The 17,943-nt window shown below is 51.7% G+C and carries 21 protein-coding genes; 5 read left to right on the top strand and 16 right to left on the bottom strand.

Features of this window, described 5'->3' with window-relative positions:
• The 6 genes from B2067_RS02855 to B2067_RS02880 all read right to left on the bottom strand — a co-directional run.
• Nucleotides 1-1,956: YhdP family protein (locus tag B2067_RS02855; protein ID WP_301387376.1), on the bottom strand; the 1,956-nt coding region annotated here is incomplete at its 3' end.
• Nucleotides 1,957-1,967: 11 nt separating this feature from the next.
• A complete protein-coding gene (gene rng / locus B2067_RS02860; protein WP_076516692.1) occupies nt 1,968-3,419 on the bottom strand; it encodes a ribonuclease G in 1,452 nt (483 codons plus the stop codon).
• A gap of 2 nt (nt 3,420-3,421) precedes the next feature.
• Entirely contained in the window at nt 3,422-3,997 is a 576-nt protein-coding gene (locus tag B2067_RS02865; RefSeq protein WP_068435626.1) for a Maf family protein, read from the bottom strand.
• On the bottom strand, nt 3,994-4,473 hold the full coding sequence (gene mreD / locus B2067_RS02870; protein ID WP_068435624.1) for a rod shape-determining protein MreD: 480 nt from the start codon (nt 4,471-4,473) through the stop codon (nt 3,994-3,996). The genes B2067_RS02865 and mreD overlap by 4 nt, the downstream gene beginning before the upstream one ends.
• Complete coding sequence (mreC, locus tag B2067_RS02875; protein ID WP_076516385.1) at nt 4,470-5,315, bottom strand: rod shape-determining protein MreC; 846 nt, start codon at nt 5,313-5,315, stop codon at nt 4,470-4,472. The genes mreD and mreC overlap by 4 nt, the downstream gene beginning before the upstream one ends.
• A 164-nt stretch (nt 5,316-5,479) precedes the next feature.
• A complete protein-coding gene (locus tag B2067_RS02880; protein ID WP_068435621.1) occupies nt 5,480-6,517 on the bottom strand; it encodes a rod shape-determining protein in 1,038 nt (345 codons plus the stop codon).
• A 131-nt stretch (nt 6,518-6,648) separates the two neighbouring features.
• Here B2067_RS02880 and gatC point away from each other — a divergent pair, with 131 nt between their 5' ends.
• The 3 genes from gatC to gatB are packed head-to-tail and all read left to right on the top strand — an operon-like array spanning nt 6,649 to nt 9,897.
• Nucleotides 6,649-6,936: an Asp-tRNA(Asn)/Glu-tRNA(Gln) amidotransferase subunit GatC gene (gene gatC, locus B2067_RS02885; protein WP_068435619.1), complete on the top strand. Its 288-nt coding sequence runs from the start codon at nt 6,649-6,651 to the stop codon at nt 6,934-6,936.
• Nucleotides 6,937-6,978: 42 nt separating this feature from the next.
• Nucleotides 6,979-8,433, top strand: a complete 1,455-nt coding sequence (gene gatA, locus B2067_RS02890) for an Asp-tRNA(Asn)/Glu-tRNA(Gln) amidotransferase subunit GatA (protein WP_297530711.1) — start codon at nt 6,979-6,981, stop codon at nt 8,431-8,433.
• A gap of 12 nt (nt 8,434-8,445) precedes the next feature.
• Nucleotides 8,446-9,897 (top strand): Asp-tRNA(Asn)/Glu-tRNA(Gln) amidotransferase subunit GatB, encoded by a 1,452-nt coding sequence (gene gatB / locus B2067_RS02895; RefSeq protein WP_301387390.1) that lies wholly within the window; start codon nt 8,446-8,448, stop codon nt 9,895-9,897.
• A gap of 161 nt (nt 9,898-10,058) precedes the next feature.
• Here the strand turns inward: gatB and B2067_RS02900 are convergent, their stop codons facing one another.
• Nucleotides 10,059-10,469 (bottom strand): hypothetical protein, encoded by a 411-nt coding sequence (locus tag B2067_RS02900; RefSeq protein WP_301387377.1) that lies wholly within the window; start codon nt 10,467-10,469, stop codon nt 10,059-10,061.
• Nucleotides 10,470-10,807: 338 nt separating this feature from the next.
• On the opposite strand from B2067_RS02900, the gene B2067_RS02905 reads away from it, so the two are divergent.
• On the top strand, nt 10,808-11,281 hold the full coding sequence (locus B2067_RS02905; RefSeq protein ID WP_301387378.1) for a MaoC family dehydratase: 474 nt from the start codon (nt 10,808-10,810) through the stop codon (nt 11,279-11,281).
• Between the two features lie 10 nt (nt 11,282-11,291).
• Here the strand turns inward: B2067_RS02905 and B2067_RS02910 are convergent, their stop codons facing one another.
• Nucleotides 11,292-11,645, bottom strand: a complete 354-nt coding sequence (locus tag B2067_RS02910) for a hypothetical protein (RefSeq protein ID WP_297530717.1) — start codon at nt 11,643-11,645, stop codon at nt 11,292-11,294.
• Nucleotides 11,642-12,649: a hypothetical protein gene (locus B2067_RS02915; protein WP_301387380.1), complete on the bottom strand. Its 1,008-nt coding sequence runs from the start codon at nt 12,647-12,649 to the stop codon at nt 11,642-11,644. Before B2067_RS02915 ends, B2067_RS02910 begins: the two co-directional genes overlap by 4 nt.
• A 234-nt stretch (nt 12,650-12,883) precedes the next feature.
• On the opposite strand from B2067_RS02915, the gene B2067_RS02920 reads away from it, so the two are divergent.
• Nucleotides 12,884-13,321: a hypothetical protein gene (locus B2067_RS02920; RefSeq protein WP_301387382.1), complete on the top strand. Its 438-nt coding sequence runs from the start codon at nt 12,884-12,886 to the stop codon at nt 13,319-13,321.
• A 27-nt stretch (nt 13,322-13,348) separates the two neighbouring features.
• Here B2067_RS02920 and B2067_RS02925 read toward each other — a convergent pair whose 3' ends face one another.
• The 7 genes from B2067_RS02925 to rpsI form a co-directional block, all read right to left on the bottom strand.
• Nucleotides 13,349-13,699: a DUF4112 domain-containing protein gene (locus tag B2067_RS02925; protein ID WP_301387384.1), complete on the bottom strand. Its 351-nt coding sequence runs from the start codon at nt 13,697-13,699 to the stop codon at nt 13,349-13,351.
• Nucleotides 13,700-13,813: 114 nt separating this feature from the next.
• Entirely contained in the window at nt 13,814-14,230 is a 417-nt protein-coding gene (locus tag B2067_RS02930) for a ClpXP protease specificity-enhancing factor (RefSeq protein WP_175607906.1), read from the bottom strand.
• A 13-nt stretch (nt 14,231-14,243) separates the two neighbouring features.
• Nucleotides 14,244-14,870: a stringent starvation protein SspA gene (gene sspA / locus B2067_RS02935; RefSeq protein ID WP_068443856.1), complete on the bottom strand. Its 627-nt coding sequence runs from the start codon at nt 14,868-14,870 to the stop codon at nt 14,244-14,246.
• Nucleotides 14,871-14,982: 112 nt separating this feature from the next.
• Nucleotides 14,983-15,738 carry a cytochrome c1 gene (locus B2067_RS02940; protein WP_297530727.1) on the bottom strand — a complete coding sequence of 252 codons (756 nt, stop codon included), beginning with the start codon at nt 15,736-15,738 and terminating at the stop codon, nt 14,983-14,985.
• 13 nt (nt 15,739-15,751) lie between these two features.
• Nucleotides 15,752-16,978: a cytochrome b gene (locus tag B2067_RS02945; protein WP_414716521.1), complete on the bottom strand. Its 1,227-nt coding sequence runs from the start codon at nt 16,976-16,978 to the stop codon at nt 15,752-15,754.
• A 15-nt stretch (nt 16,979-16,993) separates the two neighbouring features.
• Nucleotides 16,994-17,599 (bottom strand): ubiquinol-cytochrome c reductase iron-sulfur subunit, encoded by a 606-nt coding sequence (gene petA / locus B2067_RS02950; protein WP_301387387.1) that lies wholly within the window; start codon nt 17,597-17,599, stop codon nt 16,994-16,996.
• 169 nt (nt 17,600-17,768) lie between these two features.
• On the bottom strand, nt 17,769-17,943 hold a 175-nt coding region (rpsI, locus tag B2067_RS02955), incomplete at its 5' end, for a 30S ribosomal protein S9 (protein WP_301387392.1).

The following is a 17,943-nucleotide window of genomic DNA, read 5'->3' on the forward strand; positions in this document are numbered from 1 at the left end:
CTGCAGATAGAGTAACGCCTCACTGCTGTCACCTTCGATATGACCATTAAGGGATAGCTCGGTACCCGCACGGGTGTCGCGTAATTTAACCCGCGCCCCCGGACTCAGTTGCCCACCCAAAGTGCGCCCTTCATCAATCCATGCATCCAGATCAGGGCTGTCGAGAAATACACGTCCTTTAACACCAGCCACCGAAGGCCAGCCATCCAGATAATCGATGGTGGCGTTATCGGCTTCGAGATAAAGCTGCGTAGTCAGACCGTTGTCTGGAATATCGCCCCCGATAACGCCGTTCAATACAAAGCCGACTTGAGAAGCCGTTCCTCCTCGCAAGGAATCATCGAGCCACTCATTAATGGACGGGTCGAGCATGTCGGGAACCAGGTCTTCCTGTAAGCGGATATCCGCCTTATCAATCCCAAGTATCAAGGCAAGGTGACTTTCTACATCCGTATCGCGTCGCGGCAGGCGAATCGCAAGGTCGCCATGAACACGGGCATCACGCAGTCCGGCGTCGAGGTCGACCAGTCGTAGATTGAAAAGCTCCGGCTGAATATCCCAATAGAAGCTCGCAGAGGCGTCAGTCAGATCCCAGGTCGGATTGTAGACGCCATCAAGGTGCATACTGAGGGAAGGGTCATCAATATGAGCGACGCCACCCTGCGGCTGCAAGTGCAGATGCCCATCGGCACCAGTAAAGGCCGGAATACCAATAAACGCTTTGGTCGAGATGTCGCTCAGGTCTGCCCGGATATCGACACCACGTTCACCTGTCTCAGCCACTTCAGGCACCAGACTGATGCGTACGCTTTCTGCCAATCCTTCAGGTTCAAGGTTCTCGATATACCGGCTGAAACGTTCGGGCAGCAAGTTGTAATCCAGTATGAAATTACTGACGTCCTGAAGGTCGGCACGAGGAATACCTATGTGCCAGCCACGCTCGTCATCGAGTTGAACTGAGCTAAGGCGCAGTTCGTTTAACGGCAGATTCTGCGTGAATTCCTGACGAATGCTCAGGTGCCAGTCTTCATCACTGCGCTCGCCTGAGATTTCCAGCTGCCCGTCTGTCAGCACAAGCTGCTTAGCCGGTGCATCCAACATTAACTCCGGTACTTCACCGCGCACATAGATAGAGTCGAGGTCGCCATTAGCAATCGACAACCACCCTTCCATACTGCCACGTAATGACGGCAACGAGAGTTCCCGCGGCAGGTCTTCCGGAATCCAGCGGGTCCACTGCTGTTCATCGGCACGCAGATATATCTGACCTTCCTGATCGTCCCACGGCCACAACGGGCCCTTCAGTTGGGCGCCCACATACACATCGGCAATTTCTTCACGCCCCCAGGCGACATCACCCTCAAGCGCATGCTGCTCACCCCGGTTACGCCACAGCACCTTTCGGATCAGGAGCGTTTCCGAACCACTGCTGCGGGCATTGGTAATTTCCCAGTCACTGAGAATCACAGCCTGTTGATAGCCCAACCATTCAAGCCAGCGCGGTGTCGCTTTTTTATCGGCTTTGTCTGTTTTGGGGTCGGTGATATTTGAGGTATTAATTAAGGGCCGCTCACCCAGAAATAACTGGCCGTCTTCGTTTTCAGTCAGCGGTGCACGCACTTTTTCGACAAGAATGCGCTTAAAAACGGGAGAGAAATAAAATGCAGTCGCGCTGATATCCAGTTCGGCTTCAATGCGCCCAACACTCAGGTGTTCATCATCGGCGCCCACCTGAATGTCTTCCAGACGCACGACCGGTGACAGAAGATTCCAATCACCCTGAAGAGTACCAACGCTGACGGGCAAACCGAGTTGCTGTTGCAACAACGCCTCAAGTTCAGGCTTCTGAGTTTCAATCAACGGAATTAACTGTCGGCCCAGACTGGTATAAAAGGCGAGCAGCACTGTGGCTACCACCAGAGTTATCCATAACTGAGTCCAGACTGAGCGCAACATCAGTACACCTGTTACTGCAGGACGATGTCGTACTGATCCTGCGTATATTGGGCTTCGACCTGCAACTTAATTGCCTTGCCAATAAACGCTTCAAGATCAGCCATGCCGTGACTGTCTTCATCTAACAGGCGATCGACTACCTGCTGACTCGCCAGAACGAGATAAGTCCCTGCTTCGTACGCACGCTCTTCACGCAGGATTTCACGGAATATTTCATAGCAGATGGTCTCTGCTGTTTTAACCACACCACGACCATCACAGGCCTGGCAGGTTTCCATCAACATGTGCTCAAGAGACTCACGGGTACGCTTACGCGTCATCTCCACCAGCCCTAATTCAGACACACCGCTGATCTTGGTTTTGGTGTGATCTTTCTCCAGCACCTTCTCAAGCATGCGCAGCACCTGACGCTGATGTTCAGTGTCGGTCATATCGATAAAGTCGAGAATGATAATGCCGCCCAGGTTCCGCAAACGAACCTGACGACCGATGGCGGTTGCCGCTTCGAGGTTGGTTTTAAAAATTGTTTCTTCGAGATTACGTCGACCGACAAAACCACCCGTGTTCACATCGATGGTGGTCATGGCTTCGGTCTGATCAATCACCAGATAACCGCCTGATTTCAGAGGCACTTTGCGTTCAAGGGCACGCTGAATTTCATCTTCCACACTGTAGAGGTCAAAGATCGGACGCGGCCCCGGATAGTATTCGATTTTTTCAGCAACCTCTGGCACATACTGCTGACAGAACTGTTCGATTTTCTGGAACGTCTCACGGGAATCAATCAACAGCTTACTGGTTTCTGGGCGGGACAGGTCACGAATCGTCCGCAGCGACAGAGGCAGCTCGTCGTATACAAGGCTGGGTGGCTTGTTGTCCGCGATACGCTCCTGCAGTTTTCGCCACAAGCGACGCAGGTAACTGGTATCGGCACCGATTTCTTCTTCGCCCACACCTTCGGCTGCGGTACGCAGAATAAATCCGGCTTCCCCGGTGAGGCCCTCGACTTCCATGCTGTCTTTCACCAGCTGTTTGAGTCGATCACGCTCGCCATTTTCTTCGATTTTCTGCGAAATACCGACATGCACCGAACCCGGCATAAACACCAGATAGCGCGAAGGAATCGAGAGCTGAGTGGTCAGGCGGGCACCTTTGGTACCGATCGGATCTTTTGTCACCTGAACGACCAGCGACTGACCTTCGTGCACCAGCTGGTTAATCGGCGTATTGGCGTCGCCATCACCGATTTCAGCAGCATGAATAAATGCCGCCCTTTCAAGACCGATATCGACAAACGCGGCCTGCATACCCGGCAGTACCCGCACCACCTTGCCCTTGTAGATATTACCTACCAGGCCACGATGATTTTCACGCTCGATAAAGATTTCCTGCAGTACACCGTTTTCCACTACACCGACGCGTGTCTCTGTCGGTGTGACGTTCATTAAAATCTCTGCGTTCACATTCATAATTCTTCTGTATGCCAGACAGGCACATCAAATTCATTTAACAGGGCGGCGGTCTCGGTCAGCGGCAGGCCGACCACGTTGCTATAACTACCAGAAATACCTGCCACCAGAATGGCGCCCATCCCCTGAATTCCATAACTTCCTGCCTTATCGGCAGGTTCTCCGGTCGCGACATAACGCGCTATTTCTTCATCACTTAATGACCGGAAGGTGACTTCAGTCGCCACACTAATCACTTTCTCTCTGTCGCCCTTAACCACAGCGACGGCACTGAGCACCTGATGAGTCTGACCGGAAAGCCGCTGCAACGTTTCTTCAGCTTCACGATTATTGACAGGTTTTCCGAGAATTTCCCCGGAGAAGATCACACTGGTGTCTGATCCAAGAACAACTTCCTGCGGGTGCTCTTCCGCAACCTTTCTGGCTTTCTCTAATGCCATGCGTTCGACATAGGCCACCGCAGGCTCTTCGGCAAGAGGAGTTTCATCGATATCCGCCGCCTGAATACGAAAGCGTACGCCGATCTGCGTCAGTAATTCCCGGCGCCTTGGCGATGACGACGCAAGAATCATGAAGACTCCATGCGTTGCAGCGAGCGGTAACCAATCACGTAAACCCAGGGCCAGAGCACGGCCGTGGTCAGTGCCGGAGCAAGCAACATGATCGGCGTCACGTCTTCGCGCATCACCGCCAGTGACCAGTAATGAATAATCTGCTCAGCCAGCACCATCAGAAACAGTACGGCGGCCTGCTGTAAAACATTAAACAAATACATACGGCGATAGAGCAGTTGCAACAGATACACATGCATCGCTAGCAGCAACACATGCAGCCCGAGTAGCGTACCTTTCTCGACATCCAGCATCAGACCGAGTGGGATCGCCAGCCACACACCGAATACAGAAGGCGCCGCCAGCACGGCTGCAGTCACAACCAGCATCACCCAGGCCGGCTGGAACCAGTCGACCATTGCAGGCAGAGGCAGGTGCTCAAGTACGAAAGCCACAAACAGCATGATCATAACGTACACAATGCTGTGCAATTTCATTCTTCATCCCTCCACAACTGCTCAGGGGGAACTCGCCCAGCTTCGTCGGTAAACACTAAGAGCAGATGACGGCTGCGATCCAGCTTCGCCGTCGGTTCTGCCGTCACAGTCGCGAAAGATTCGCCCGGCGTATTGCGAATGCTGCTGACGGTCGCGACCGGATACCCTTTAGGGTAACGCCCGCCAAGCCCCGAACTGACCAACATATCGCCGACCTTAATGTCCGCGGTGTTAGGCACGTATATCAACTCCAGCTCGTTCAGAGCACCAGTACCAGTCGCAATCGCACGCACACCATTGCGGTTTACCTGCACAGGTACCGCATGGTTTGAATCAGCAATCATTAACACACGAGAAGAAAACGGCAGCACATCAATGACCTGCCCCAGCAGACCATAAGCATCCAGCACCGGCTGACCGACAAATACGCCATCGCTGCCGCCTTTATCAATCAGAATCTGCTGAGTGTAAGGATCAGGGTCAACGGCGGTTACCGAGGTCACCAGAACTTTGTCATCAATCTGGTCTGACGCCGAAAGGAGTTCACGCAGAGACATATTCTCTGCCTCAAGTGAGGCCATGCGCTGTGCTTTGCGCTCAAGCACAAGGTTACGCGCCGAGAGAACTTTGTTCTCTTTCAAAAGCTCGCGGCGCAGCGTCGCGTTCTCGCTCATCCATTCGGCTACCGAAAGAGGAATAACCGCCGTCTGACGGGCCGGCGCAATCAGGTAGCCGACACCATAACGCACGGAATCGAGCCAGGAATATTGGTTATCCACCCACATGAGCACAAGGCAAAACACTGCGATCAGGCCGACTCGCTGTCCTTGGAATGGGGGCACCTGAAACTGAGCTTTAATGACGCTGCCTCACTCGTTGAAATATCATGCCCAACTATACCGTCTGGCCCGGATACGGAAAAGAAAAAGGGGCCTGACGGCCCCTTTCTACAGATATATGTGCAAAGAACGCTGCGAATGCATTCTTAACAGGCCCGGAAACCGGATCACTCAAGCGCCGCCATGGCCAACTGCTGCTCGGTCGCGTTCTCCAGGAACTTACCACCACCGCGTGCAACACAGGTCAGCGGGTCATCGGCAACAATCACTGGCAGGCCCGTTTCTTCGCTCAGCAGTTTATCGAGGTCACGCAACAGTGCACCACCGCCGGTCAGAACCATGCCACGCTCAGCAACGTCTGAAGACAGCTCAGGTGGTGATTGCTCAAGCGCACCTTTAACCGCCTGAACGATCTGCGCCAGGGACTCCTGCAGAGCTTCGAGAATTTCGTTTGAATTCAACGTAAAGCTACGTGGAATACCTTCTGCCAGGTTGCGACCGCGAACATCGATTTCACGGACTTCACCACCTGGGTAAGCCGTTCCGATTTCCTGCTTGATGCGCTCAGCAGTCGCTTCACCGATCAGACTGCCGTAGTGCTTACGCACGTAAGCCACAATCGCTTCATCGAAGCGGTCACCACCGACCTTCACAGATTCGGCGTAAACCACACCACTCAGAGAAATGATCGCAATCTCAGTAGTACCACCACCGATATCAACAACCATCGAACCGCGTGCTTCATCAACCGGCAGGCCAGCACCAATCGCTGCGGCCATCGGTTCGTAAATCAGATACGCCTTGCTCGCACCGGCATTAATCACGGAATCACGAATCGCACGGCGCTCGACTTTGGTAGCCTGGAACGGCACACACACCACAACACGTGGGCTTGGCGGCATCAGACTGCGCTCGTGTACCTGTTTGATAAACAGTTCGAGCATTTTTTCAGTGACTTCAAAGTCGGCAATAACGCCGTCTTTCAGTGGACGAATCGCCTGAATATTCCCGGGCGTACGGCCCAGCATGCGCTTCGCATCGGCACCGACGGCCTGTACTGATTTACCATTAGGTTGAGTCCGGATGGCAACCACTGACGGTTCATTCAGGACAATTCCCTTATCTCTCATGTAAATCAGGGTGTTGGCGGTTCCCAGGTCGATAGACAGATCACTGGAGAACAGGCCACGGAGCTTCTTAAACATCCACCGGGTTCCCGTAAACAAATATGGCAAAAAATTGCCGTAACTCTAGCAATGGCGGGGATTTAGGGCAAGGGACATTTGTGGTAGTCTCGCCCACTTATATATTCGTTCGTATTCATTGGAGTAAACCCATGGCTCTGGATCAGGATCAGGTTCGCAAAATTGCCAGCCTTGCCCGCCTGCAGATCGACGACGGTCAGATAGCCGAATATCAGACCAATCTGACCAATATTCTCGACCTGGTAGATCAGCTTTCTGCTGCCGATACCGACGGCATCGACCCGATGGCTCACCCGCTTGATGCGGTTCAGCGCCTGCGCGCCGACGTAGTGACCGAAGAAAATCAGCGCGAGAACTTCCAGAAAATTGCACCAGCCACCGAGCAAGGTCACTACCTTGTGCCTCGAGTAGTTGAATAAGGCCCAGCCAATAAGCGGGCAGTTGCCTCCAGGACATTGAGAATGCACAACAAAACTATTGCTGAGATTTCACGCGATCTCGCCGCCGGAGAATACTCCAGCACCGAAATCACGACCGACCTGCTGGCGCGGGTTAAAGACCTCGATAAAGGCCTCAACAGCTTTATCACCGTCACCGAAGAACAAGCACTCGCGCAAGCGAAAGCCGCCGATGAACGCCGTGCCGCGGGTAACGCGACACCATGGACAGGCGTGCCGATGGCGCACAAAGATATTTTCTGCACCAAGGGCGTATTGACCACCTGCGGTTCAAAAATGCTGAGCAACTTTGAAGCCCCCTACGACGCAACCGTGGTCGAGAACTTCAATAACGCTGGCGCCGTTTCACTGGGTAAAACCAACATGGACGAATTCGCCATGGGGTCATCCAACGAAACCTCTTACTTCGGCCCGGTGAAAAACCCATGGGACACCGACCGCGTACCCGGCGGTTCATCCGGTGGTTCGGCCGCAGCCGTTGCAGCTCGTTTAGTACCGGGTGCAACAGCAACCGATACCGGTGGTTCAATCCGTCAGCCTGCTGCCCTTTGTGGTATTACCGGTCTGAAGCCAACCTACGGACGCGTGTCTCGCTGGGGCATGATCGCCTTCGCATCCAGCCTTGATCAGGCCGGCACCATGACCCGCACCGTCGAAGACTCCGCCATGATGATGAACGTGATGGCCAGCTTCGATAAAAAAGACTCCACCTGCGTTGAGCGCGACGTGCCGGATTACACCAGCACGCTCAACGACAGCATTGAAGGCATGACCATCGGCCTGCCAACTGAATATTTCCGCGACGACATCAGCGCCGAAATGCAGCAGCAGGTACGCAACGCCATCGCCGAATACGAAAAAATGGGCGCCAAAGTGAAAGAGATTTCACTGCCGAACACCCACCTCTCTGTGCCGACTTACTACGTAGTTGCACCGGCCGAGTGTTCAGCCAACCTGTCTCGTATGGATGGTGTTCGTTTCGGTTATCGCTGCGAAGATCCGAAAGACATCGAAGACCTCTACTGCCGCTCACGTGGTGAAGGCTTCGGTAATGAGGTTAAGCGCCGCATTATGGTCGGTGCCTACGCACTGTCTGCAGGCTTCTACGATGCCTACTACAAAAAAGCGCAACAGGTTCGCCGCCTGATTAAAAATGATTTTGTCGAAGCCTTTAAAGAGGTCGACGTCATCATGAGCCCGACCTCACCGACGCCAGCATTTAAGTTTGGTGAGAAAACCGACGACCCAGTCGCCATGTATCTCGAAGATATCTTCACCATCGCAACCAACCTGGCCGGTCTGCCGGGGATGTCTGTGCCATGTGGTCAGGTAAACAACCTGCCAGTGGGCCTGCAATTGATTGGTAACTACTTCGACGAAGCTCGCATCCTGAACGCTGGTCATAAATTCCAGCAAGCGACTGATTGGCACCTGAAAGCTCCACAGGGCATTGAATAAGAGAGGTTTATGATGGAATGGGAAGTCGTAATTGGCCTTGAGATTCATGCTCAGCTGGCCACCAAGTCTAAGATTTTTTCCGGCGCTTCGACCGCATATGGTGCCGAAGCAAACACCCAGGCCTGCGCTGTCGACCTGGGTCTGCCGGGCGTACTGCCGGTATTTAACGAAGAAGCACTGCGCATGGCTGTGAAATTCGGCCTCGCGATTGATGCCGAAATCGGCCTGAAAAGTGTCTTCGATCGTAAAAACTATTTTTACCCGGATTCACCTAAGGGCTACCAGACGACTCAGCTGCACCACCCGATCGTTGGCATGGGGCACATTGATATCGAACTGGACGACGGCGAAACCCGCCGTATTAACGTAACCCGCGCTCACCTCGAAGAAGACGCCGGTAAATCTGTGCACGAAGGCTTCAGCGGTATGTCAGGCATCGACCTGAACCGTGCCGGTACGCCACTGATCGAAATCGTTTCTGAGCCAGAACTGCGTACGGCTAAAGAAGCTGCGGCCTACTTTAAGAAGATGCACAGCATCGTAACCTACTTAGGTGTGTGCGACGGCGACCTGTCGCAAGGCTCAATGCGTTGTGACTGTAACGTCTCTCTGCGCCCGAAAGGTCAGGAAGAATTCGGTACCCGTACCGAAATTAAAAACGTAAACAGCTTCCGTAACGTAGAACGCGCAATCAACGCCGAAATCGAACGTCAAATGGACATCCTCGAAGACGGTGGCGTCATCCTGCAGGAAACCCGCCTGTACGATGCAGACAAAAATGAAACCCGCGCCATGCGCTCTAAAGAAGTAGAGAACGACTACCGCTACTTCCCTTGCCCGGACCTGCTGCCTGTCATCATTGATCAGGATTACGTCGACGCCGTAAAAGAAACGCTGCCAGAATTGCCAGATGCTAAGAAAGCACGTTTCGAAAACGACCACGGCCTGTCAGCCACAGACGCCGCCGTACTGGCCGCTAACCGTGACCTCGCAGACTTCTTTGAAACCGCAGCGAAAATCGCTGGCGACTACAAACTGGCTGCCAACTGGGTACAGGGTGATGTGTCTGCTGCACTGAATCGTCTCGAAGTCGGCATCAACGAACTGAACATCACGGCGGAGCAACTGGGCCGCATTCTGCAGCTGATTAAAGACAACACCCTTAATAACGGTGGTGCAAAAGAAGTCTTTAATGCTCTGGTTGAAGGGAAAGGCGACGATGTGGATAGCCTCGTTGATTCACTCGGCCTGAAACAAGTCTCGGACACTGGTGCGATTGAAGAAATCGTTGCTCAGGTACTGGCCGACAACCCGAAACTGGTGGAAGGCTACCTGGCCACCCCAGAAGAAAAACGCGGTAAAGCCATGGGGCCGTTTATTGGCCTGACGCGTAAAGCTGCGAAAGGGGTAAACCCGCAAGTGGTGATGGAAGTGCTGAAGAAGAAGCTTGAGGAATTGGGCTGATTCTTAGGTTATTAAAACGGGAGCTTCGGCTCCCGCTTTTGTTTTGGAAGGCCGAGAAGGAAGTGCTAGTGTAGAGGAAAATCGCGAATAGCCCCCGGCTGATTCGCTCCTGCATACATACCGTGGCATCGGGGATAAGATCCCCTCCTACATACCAGCTCTTAACTTGCGGCCAAACTCTGATGCACTTGCTTGTGATAATCCAGAATATCCACCACCTCAATATTCTCAGCGGAGTAATCACCATCTTTAAAAAGCGGCGTTTTAAACCCGAAGCATTCATTTGTATTCAAAGTTAAGCCCGCCTCTGACAGTGCAGCTTGAGCATCCAGGTGATACCAGTCGTCGCCTAAGGCTACATCAACGGGCGGAAGGCCGTATTCCTTGATCTCTTCGGTGACAGTCATCACTTCACCATCGGTGACCGAGATCATCACGAATTCGCCATCCGGCAATTCTAAAAACACATCGCCCATCGGGGTAATGTCGAGAACTGCCGCATCGGCTGGTAACTCCCACAGAGCTTTGATGCCGTCTGAGGTTTGGGTGTCATAACCGACTTTGTATTTCATAGAGTTCACCGCTGGGTAATAGATTCGCAAGATGTATTGCCATTCTACACGGGTCTCTGGCAAGTCGCTTTCCACTCGGGGCCGTGTGCCGCAAGGACGCGGCACCCGAGCCTCCAGGGATGGATCTACGGCGTGCCCCGAGAGGAAAGCGGCTTGTCACAAGCTCAACAATCGCGAACAACCGGCGCATGAATGTCGGGGGTATGACCCCTTCCTACAAGCTACCGATTCATCTCTTTATCAGAGCACCAACAAAGACGACGATCCCGTGCCTTACGTCATCGCCTTTTCATCTGATCGCGTTAACCTGACTCCTGACCTTATCGCGGAGCAGTGTTATGTCATCGACGATCAATCATGCCTATTCTTCACTGAGTATCGGGGACAGCGACCAGTTAACCCATACAGTCACGGAAGGCGACGTGCGCCTGTTTGCTGCCTCCAGCGGCGATAACAACCCTGTTCACCTCGATCACGATTACGCAGAGCACTCCCGTTTCGGCGGTGTTATTGCGCACGGCATGTACTCGGGCGTTCTTATCTCCCGAATGCTGGGCACTCAGTTTCCGGGGCCCGGCACCATTTACCTGTCGCAAACGCTCAACTTCAGAGCACCTGTGCGACCGGGAGATACGTTAACTGTGAACGTGAAGGTGATAGCACTTCACGAACACAAGCCGGTCGTTACCCTCGCTTGCACAGTGATAAACCAGAACGATGAGCTGGTGACCGACGGAGAATCCGTGGTGTTAGTTCCTAAAGACGCGAAGGAGGTAGAAATGCCGGTGCTACCGAGGTTTGAGGAAATTTAGACTCGACTTATCAACGGCTGGGAATAAAGAAATAGCCAACAAAGGCTGTAAAGGCAAAGCCATAAGAAGACACGATCAGAAGCAAAGCCATTCGACGGTCACTAGTATTTGCAACAGATCGATACTTAATCATATTAACATAAGGTCCATTTTCTAATCGTTTGACCCACCACTCAGGCACAGCGATAACGGTAGCGACGGCTAAAACTCTTAAGCCTAAAATATCCACGGCCTCTTCAGGCCTATCACCAACAACTCGTCGAGACATGTTTCTGAAGTTGATTCTACTAAAGGACAACCAAGTTACTGCGGTAGCGAGCAAAAAACCGCACCACACAATAGCCAGAACTTCAAAAATCGTCACTTTGACATATCCCACGCAGCATCAGAAACCGCTTCACCAAAGTCACTACCAACTTTACTAGCCAGATAACCAACCCCTAAGCTGACCATGAATATTGCCCCCAGAACACCCCAGCCAACCGGACCGGCTATGGATATCAAGCCAAAATACGCCGCTTTACCTGCAAACAGCCCTGCTGCAGTGCCTGCGCCGAACCCAGTCACCTCTCGCGCACCAGCACGCATCCAGTCACCACCCTCTTCAGCGATACCCATAACTTCCGTCGTCCGAAATACGCCATCGGCAACAATCGTCGCTGTACCGAGCCCATTGATCAGCTTACCCATCTTCGCAATCTGGCTGGCCTGTAACTGCCCTTCTACGTTTAATCGGATGTCCGGCTTAGGCGCTCTCGGTTTACGCTTTGCCAGCGTGATACCACGCTCTGCATTACTGAAGGCTGTTCCGCGATTTTTGGCACGGTGAGCTTCAGGTGAGAAGCTCTGTAATTCAATGGCATAGCGCTGAGCCAGTTCAGCATAGGCGATACGCACAGAGCGCTTAGCCTCGATAACTTGCTGACCGTGCCCACGTCCGTATTTACCAGACTCCACCAGGCTGCGCAGATTATTCAATGATTTCTGGTAGGTAACGACGGCTTTTTCAAAGTTATTCAGGCGCTCAAAAGCCCCGGTTGCACCCGCACCAATCGCTGCATTCAGCTTAGCCATGTTCTCATCGCCGAAATAACGATCGAGAAACGCGGCCAGAACGGCAGTTTCATCACCGCACGCTTCCGCGACACCCGCAATACACTGACGTTCAGCAGGTGCTAGCCGGTTCAGTTGATTACGTACACTGACCGACAGACTGTCGGACTCGAGGCTGAAAACGGTAGAACGTGGCAACGATGTGCCCGGCATAACCTGGTTTGCCGTACACAGCTGTTGAGTATCATCGGCGCTCAGTCCATGCAGTACGTCTGATGCTTTGGCAGGCTCTTTGAGGAAAAGTAGTTCAGGCACAATGTCTTCCCTGGTTAAGTGCTTATTCTGGCAATTATGCATGAGGGCCATAGCAGTCTCAATGTAAGCCTGAATGTCAGGCTCAAGTCTGGCTTGATGCCTGTGATGCTAACCTGTTCTATTGCTATCGCGAATAGCCTTCGGCTGATTCGCTCCCGCAACGCAGTAACATCACTTCTACACACACGGGCGTTGCCTGATTACACTGATGACCTTTAGTAAAAGGGTTCTGTTATGTCTGCCGCTGTCATTTCTATTCTGTCTGCTGGTGTGTTCTTTCTTTTTGGTCTGATCACAGGCGTGATCAAGTATCAGCAGATCGTTGCTTCACCCAAGGGGCGTGCTCATATTTATATCGATGTGTGTCACGGAGCGTCTTTGATGTATGCGTTTGCCTGTGTGCTGATCTATCAATTTGTTCTGATCAGTGAGCTGGCAGATTGGTTAGAGCTGTTAGCGGTCGTACTTCTGGTGGGGTATTTTGCCACTGCGGTAATCAGTTACTTTATCCACGGAATAAAACAAGACACACGCAACCAATTGCATCTGTCAGACGGAGAGAAGCCGACCTTTGTTCATAAATCGATTCCTGTCTATATGTGGACGTTGATTGCGGCCGAAATCGGTGGTTTTCTGATCTTGTTCTATGGGGTTGTTATCGCTCTGGTATAGCAGAGCTATAACGTCACTCAGTGAATTCTACTGTCGTTCTTCCAGAAACTTACGTAGTAATTTTGCGTTGCGCAGGTTGGCTTTAAAGCCAATATCGAATAAGTCACCGATCAGTGGTATCGCACCAATCACAGTGTCGACACCTATGTTTATCACCATGCGGAATTTCAGCCAGAAGCCAGCCCCTGATCTGTGCGCAAGAACGACAGGATAAAGCGCCATCAGGAAAGACGCACCATCACCTATCCCGGGTAGTAAACCAATAATTCCATCGAGACCAATCGAAAAGCGTGTAAACGGAATCTTGAACTGCGCATCCATCATGCGCGCAAACTGCTCTACCTGCTTAAGGCGTTTAAGATCTTCCGGTGTTGCCACGTTATGCCTCTTTCTTTAATTCAGTAGGAGTACGACAGTATAAAACCCGGTTTAGTTTTAAGCAGGCATTAAAAAACCGCCCGTAGGCGGTTTGTGTGCACTCACTTAACGCTGCTATTTAACAACCTTGAGTGACGGACGACCAGAGCCCGATGAATCAGACTTGCTCGTTTTCTCCGGCTTACCTGGAGGTGGCGGTGGATCATCCGGATCAGGCGCGCCGGCCTCAGACCCGAACACCATGCCCTGACCGTTTTCCTTGGCGTATATCGCCAGGATCGCAATCAGGGGCACATAGATATCCATCGGAACACCACCGAAGCGTGCATTAAATGACAGCCCATCCTGATTGATCAGCAGACTGCGTACTGCAGATGGGCTGATGTTCAGCACGATCTGTCCGTTGTTTACGTAATCGTCAGGAACCTGAACATTGGGGAGCCCGGCATCAACCAGCACATACGGTGTGCAGTCGTTGTCGAGGATCCATTCATTCAGCGCCCGCATCAGATACGGACGGCTGGGTGTCATCTTATCTTTCATATCAGTCGCGCATCTCGCGTTCAGCTTCAGACAGTGATGCCTGGAAGCTTTCGCGCTCGAACAAACGCTCCATGTACTGAATCAATGGCTTGCACTGCTTTTCAGGCAGCTCGATACCAAGCTGCGGCAGACGCCACAGGATAGGAGCGACACAGCAATCTACAATTGAGAACTCTTCGCTCATGAAGAACGGCATCTCAGTGAAGATAGGAGTCGTCGCAACCAGGCTGTCAGTCAGTGCTTTACGCGCCTTGTCTGCATCCTTTGGTTTGCCGGTCAGGATAGTTTCGATCAGACCACACCAGTCGCGTTCGATGCGGTGCATCCACAGACGGCTCTGCGCACGCGCTACCGGATATACTGGCAGCAGTGGCGGGTGAGGAAAACGCTCATCGAGGTATTCCATCATTACGTTTGGCTCATACAGAACCAGCTCACGGTCTACCAGGGTTGGCAGGCTGTTGTACGGGTTCAGTGTGGCCAGATCTTCTGGCTTGTTATCCGGGTCGATATCGTGAATATCAACCGTAACGCCTTTCTCGGCGAGTACGATGCGTACACGGTGGCTGTAGTGATCAGCCGCATCGGATAAGAACGTCATGGAAGAGCGCTTGGCTACAACTCCCATAGTTTCCTCTCTTTTATAACTGCGAATAGTTAATTGGACACGGCCTGAAACGAATACAGCCCGACCGCTGTTTAAGGCGGTCGGGCTCTGACTCAGGCTCAATTAAGCGAAATTACTTAATATCGCGCCAGAACTCTTTGTTCAGGAAGTATACCGGTACAAAGAAGATGGCCAGGAACAGCAGAACCCACCAACCGAGACGCTCACGCTCAACAGCGATTGGCTCAGCCATGTAAACCATGAAGTTTACGAGGTCGTAGACCAGCTTGTCATACTCATCAGCAGACAGCGTGCCTTCTTCTTCGATGTACAGGACATGCTCTTTTTCGACCATGATAGGCTGACCAGTCAGAGTGTCGAAACCCTCTTCAACCAGTGCAGTACCCAGTACCTGATTACCCTGCAGCTCTGCCAGAACGTGTGGCATACCTACATCTTTGAAGACAACGTTGTTAACGCCCCATGGACGGCTGTCGTCTTCGTAGAAGCTGCGCAGGTAGGTGTACAGCCAGTCAGGACGGCGTACACGTGCAACCAGTGTCAGATCCGGAGGCGTAGCACCGAACCAACGCTTAGAATCTACCTGATCCATTGCGATGGTCATCTTGTCACCGAACTTTTTGTCGGCGAATACAAGGTTTTCCATCATCAGTTCTTCTGGAATATCCAGATCTTTCGCTACACGGTTGTAACGGGCGTGCTCCATAGAGTGACAGCCCATGCAGTAGTTAGCGAAAGTCTGAGCACCACGCTGCAGTGACGCTTTGTCATGCAGGTCAGTCAGGTGCTCATCCAGTGGAACGCTGCTGCCAGCAGCCAGTGCGAGCGCAGGGACGAAGGCAGCAACCAGTGCAAATATCTTTTTCATGCCCAGTTTCATCTTAGTGGCCTCCAGTTACGCGCTCAGGGACAGGCTTGGTTTTCTCGAACTTCGGTGCCAGTGGCAGGAAGACGAAGTAACCAAAGTAGATAACAGATGCGATCTGAGCGATCAGAGTCAGAAGCTCAGTTGCAGGCTGTGTACCCAACCAGGTCAGCAGTGCGAAGTTGAAGCCAAAGATCACGATGTAGATACGGCTAACGATACCTTTGTAGCGCCAGCTGCGTACCGGGCTACGATCCAGCCAAGGCAGTACGAACAGTACAGCAATAGCAGCACCCATAGCGATTACACCCAGCAACTTATCCGGAACCGCACGCAGAATGGCGTAGAACGCACCGAAGTACCATACAGGGGCAATATGCTCAGGAGTCTTCAGGCCGTTAGCAGGCTCGAAGTTAGCGTATTCCAGCATGAAGCCGTTACCTTCCGGGAAGAAGAACAGCACAGTACAGAACACCATCAGGAAGACCACAATACCCACCAGATCGTGAACGGTGTAGTAAGGGTGGAACGGGATGCCATCGAGTGGCTTGCCGTTTTCGTCTTTGTGCTTCTTGATATCAACGCCATCTGGGTTGTTAGAGCCTACTTCGTGCAGCGCCAGCAGGTGCATAACAACGAGAGCAACAATAACCAGAGGTACAGCAACAACGTGCAGAGCGAAGAAGCGGTTCAGGGTAGCGCCTGAAATCAGGAAGTCACCACGGATCCACTCAGTCAGCAGGTCGCCGTATGGCATGACAGAGAACAGGGAAATAATTACCTGAGCACCCCAGTATGACATTTGACCCCAAGGAAGCACATAACCCAAAAACGCTTCAGCCATTAAAACTAAGTAAATAGTCATACCAAAGACCCATACAAGCTCCCTTGGCGCTTTATACGAACCGTAAATAAGGCCTCTGAACATATGCATATAAACAACTACAAAAAATAATGATGCCCCTGTCGAATGGGCATATCTGATTATCCATCCAAGCTCTACATCTCTCATGATGTACTCAACCGAAGCAAAGGCACCCTCCGCAGAAGCTTCATAGCTCATAAGCAGCCATACACCAGTGATTAACTGAATAACTAAAACTACTAGAGAGAGAACGCCAAAGTAGTACCAGAAATTAAAGTTCTTCGGCGCAAAGTACTCCGCCATATGATCATTCCAGAGCACCTTCAAAGTTGGCATTCTGGAGTCAATCCAAGCTGCAAAGCCCTTCGACTCGTTCATTGAATCACTCATTATTCACACATTCTCCGTATCCACTCCAATTACAATTACATTATCCGACTCATATTTATGCGGAGGGACCTCTAAATTCGAGGGAGCCGGCACACCAGCATAAACTCTTCCTGACAAATCAAATTTAGAACCATGACAGGGGCAGAAAAACCCACCCAACCAAGATTCACCTCCAAGATCCTTTGCTCCAACATCTGGGCGGTACATTGGCGCACAGCCAAGGTGAGTACATAAACCAACAATTACCAGAATTTCCTCTCTCCCTGCGAGAGTTCGAGAACTCCCTCCAACATAATCGGGCTGCGTTGAAAGCTCGGACATCTCATCCTTTAATACACCATTTTCATATAAGTCTAAATCAGCAATTGCCTCTGTCGTTCTTTTGATCACATAAACTGGCTTTCCTCGCCACTCAACCACGATCTGCGCTCCATAATCAAGTTTCGATATATCAACACTAACTGGCGCGCCTGCTGCTTTTGCCTTCGCACTCGGTTTCCAGGAGGCTACAAAAGGTATTGCCGCACCGACTACCCCGACACCGCCTAAAACAGATGATGATGCTAACAAAAATTTTCTTCTACTTTCATTAACATATTCAGTGGTCATAATGAGGCCTTTTTTTAAAGTTTTGCTCTAAAAACAAATATTTTTCTTGAGAAAAATGAAAAGGGATTCTTCTGTTAATACGGACTAGTGGAGTATACCGGATTTCAAATTTATACGCAATCACTAAAGGGTATAAATGATCCGTAACCTATTGATTTAAATGGTTAAATTATCTTTTCGAGAATTGAGGTCTCTTCCTAGCCTTGTGTAATCCAACTTTTTTTCTCTCGACCTTTCTCGCATCCCTAGTGAGGAATCCAGCTTTTCGCAACGGCCCACGAAGATTTTCGTCATATTCGACCAATGCTCTTGAGATTCCATGCCTTATAGCACCAGCTTGACCA

Source organism: Thalassolituus sp. UBA2590 (genome assembly GCF_002339775.1).
Taxonomy (GTDB): Bacteria; Pseudomonadota; Gammaproteobacteria; order Pseudomonadales; family Oceanobacteraceae; genus Thalassolituus.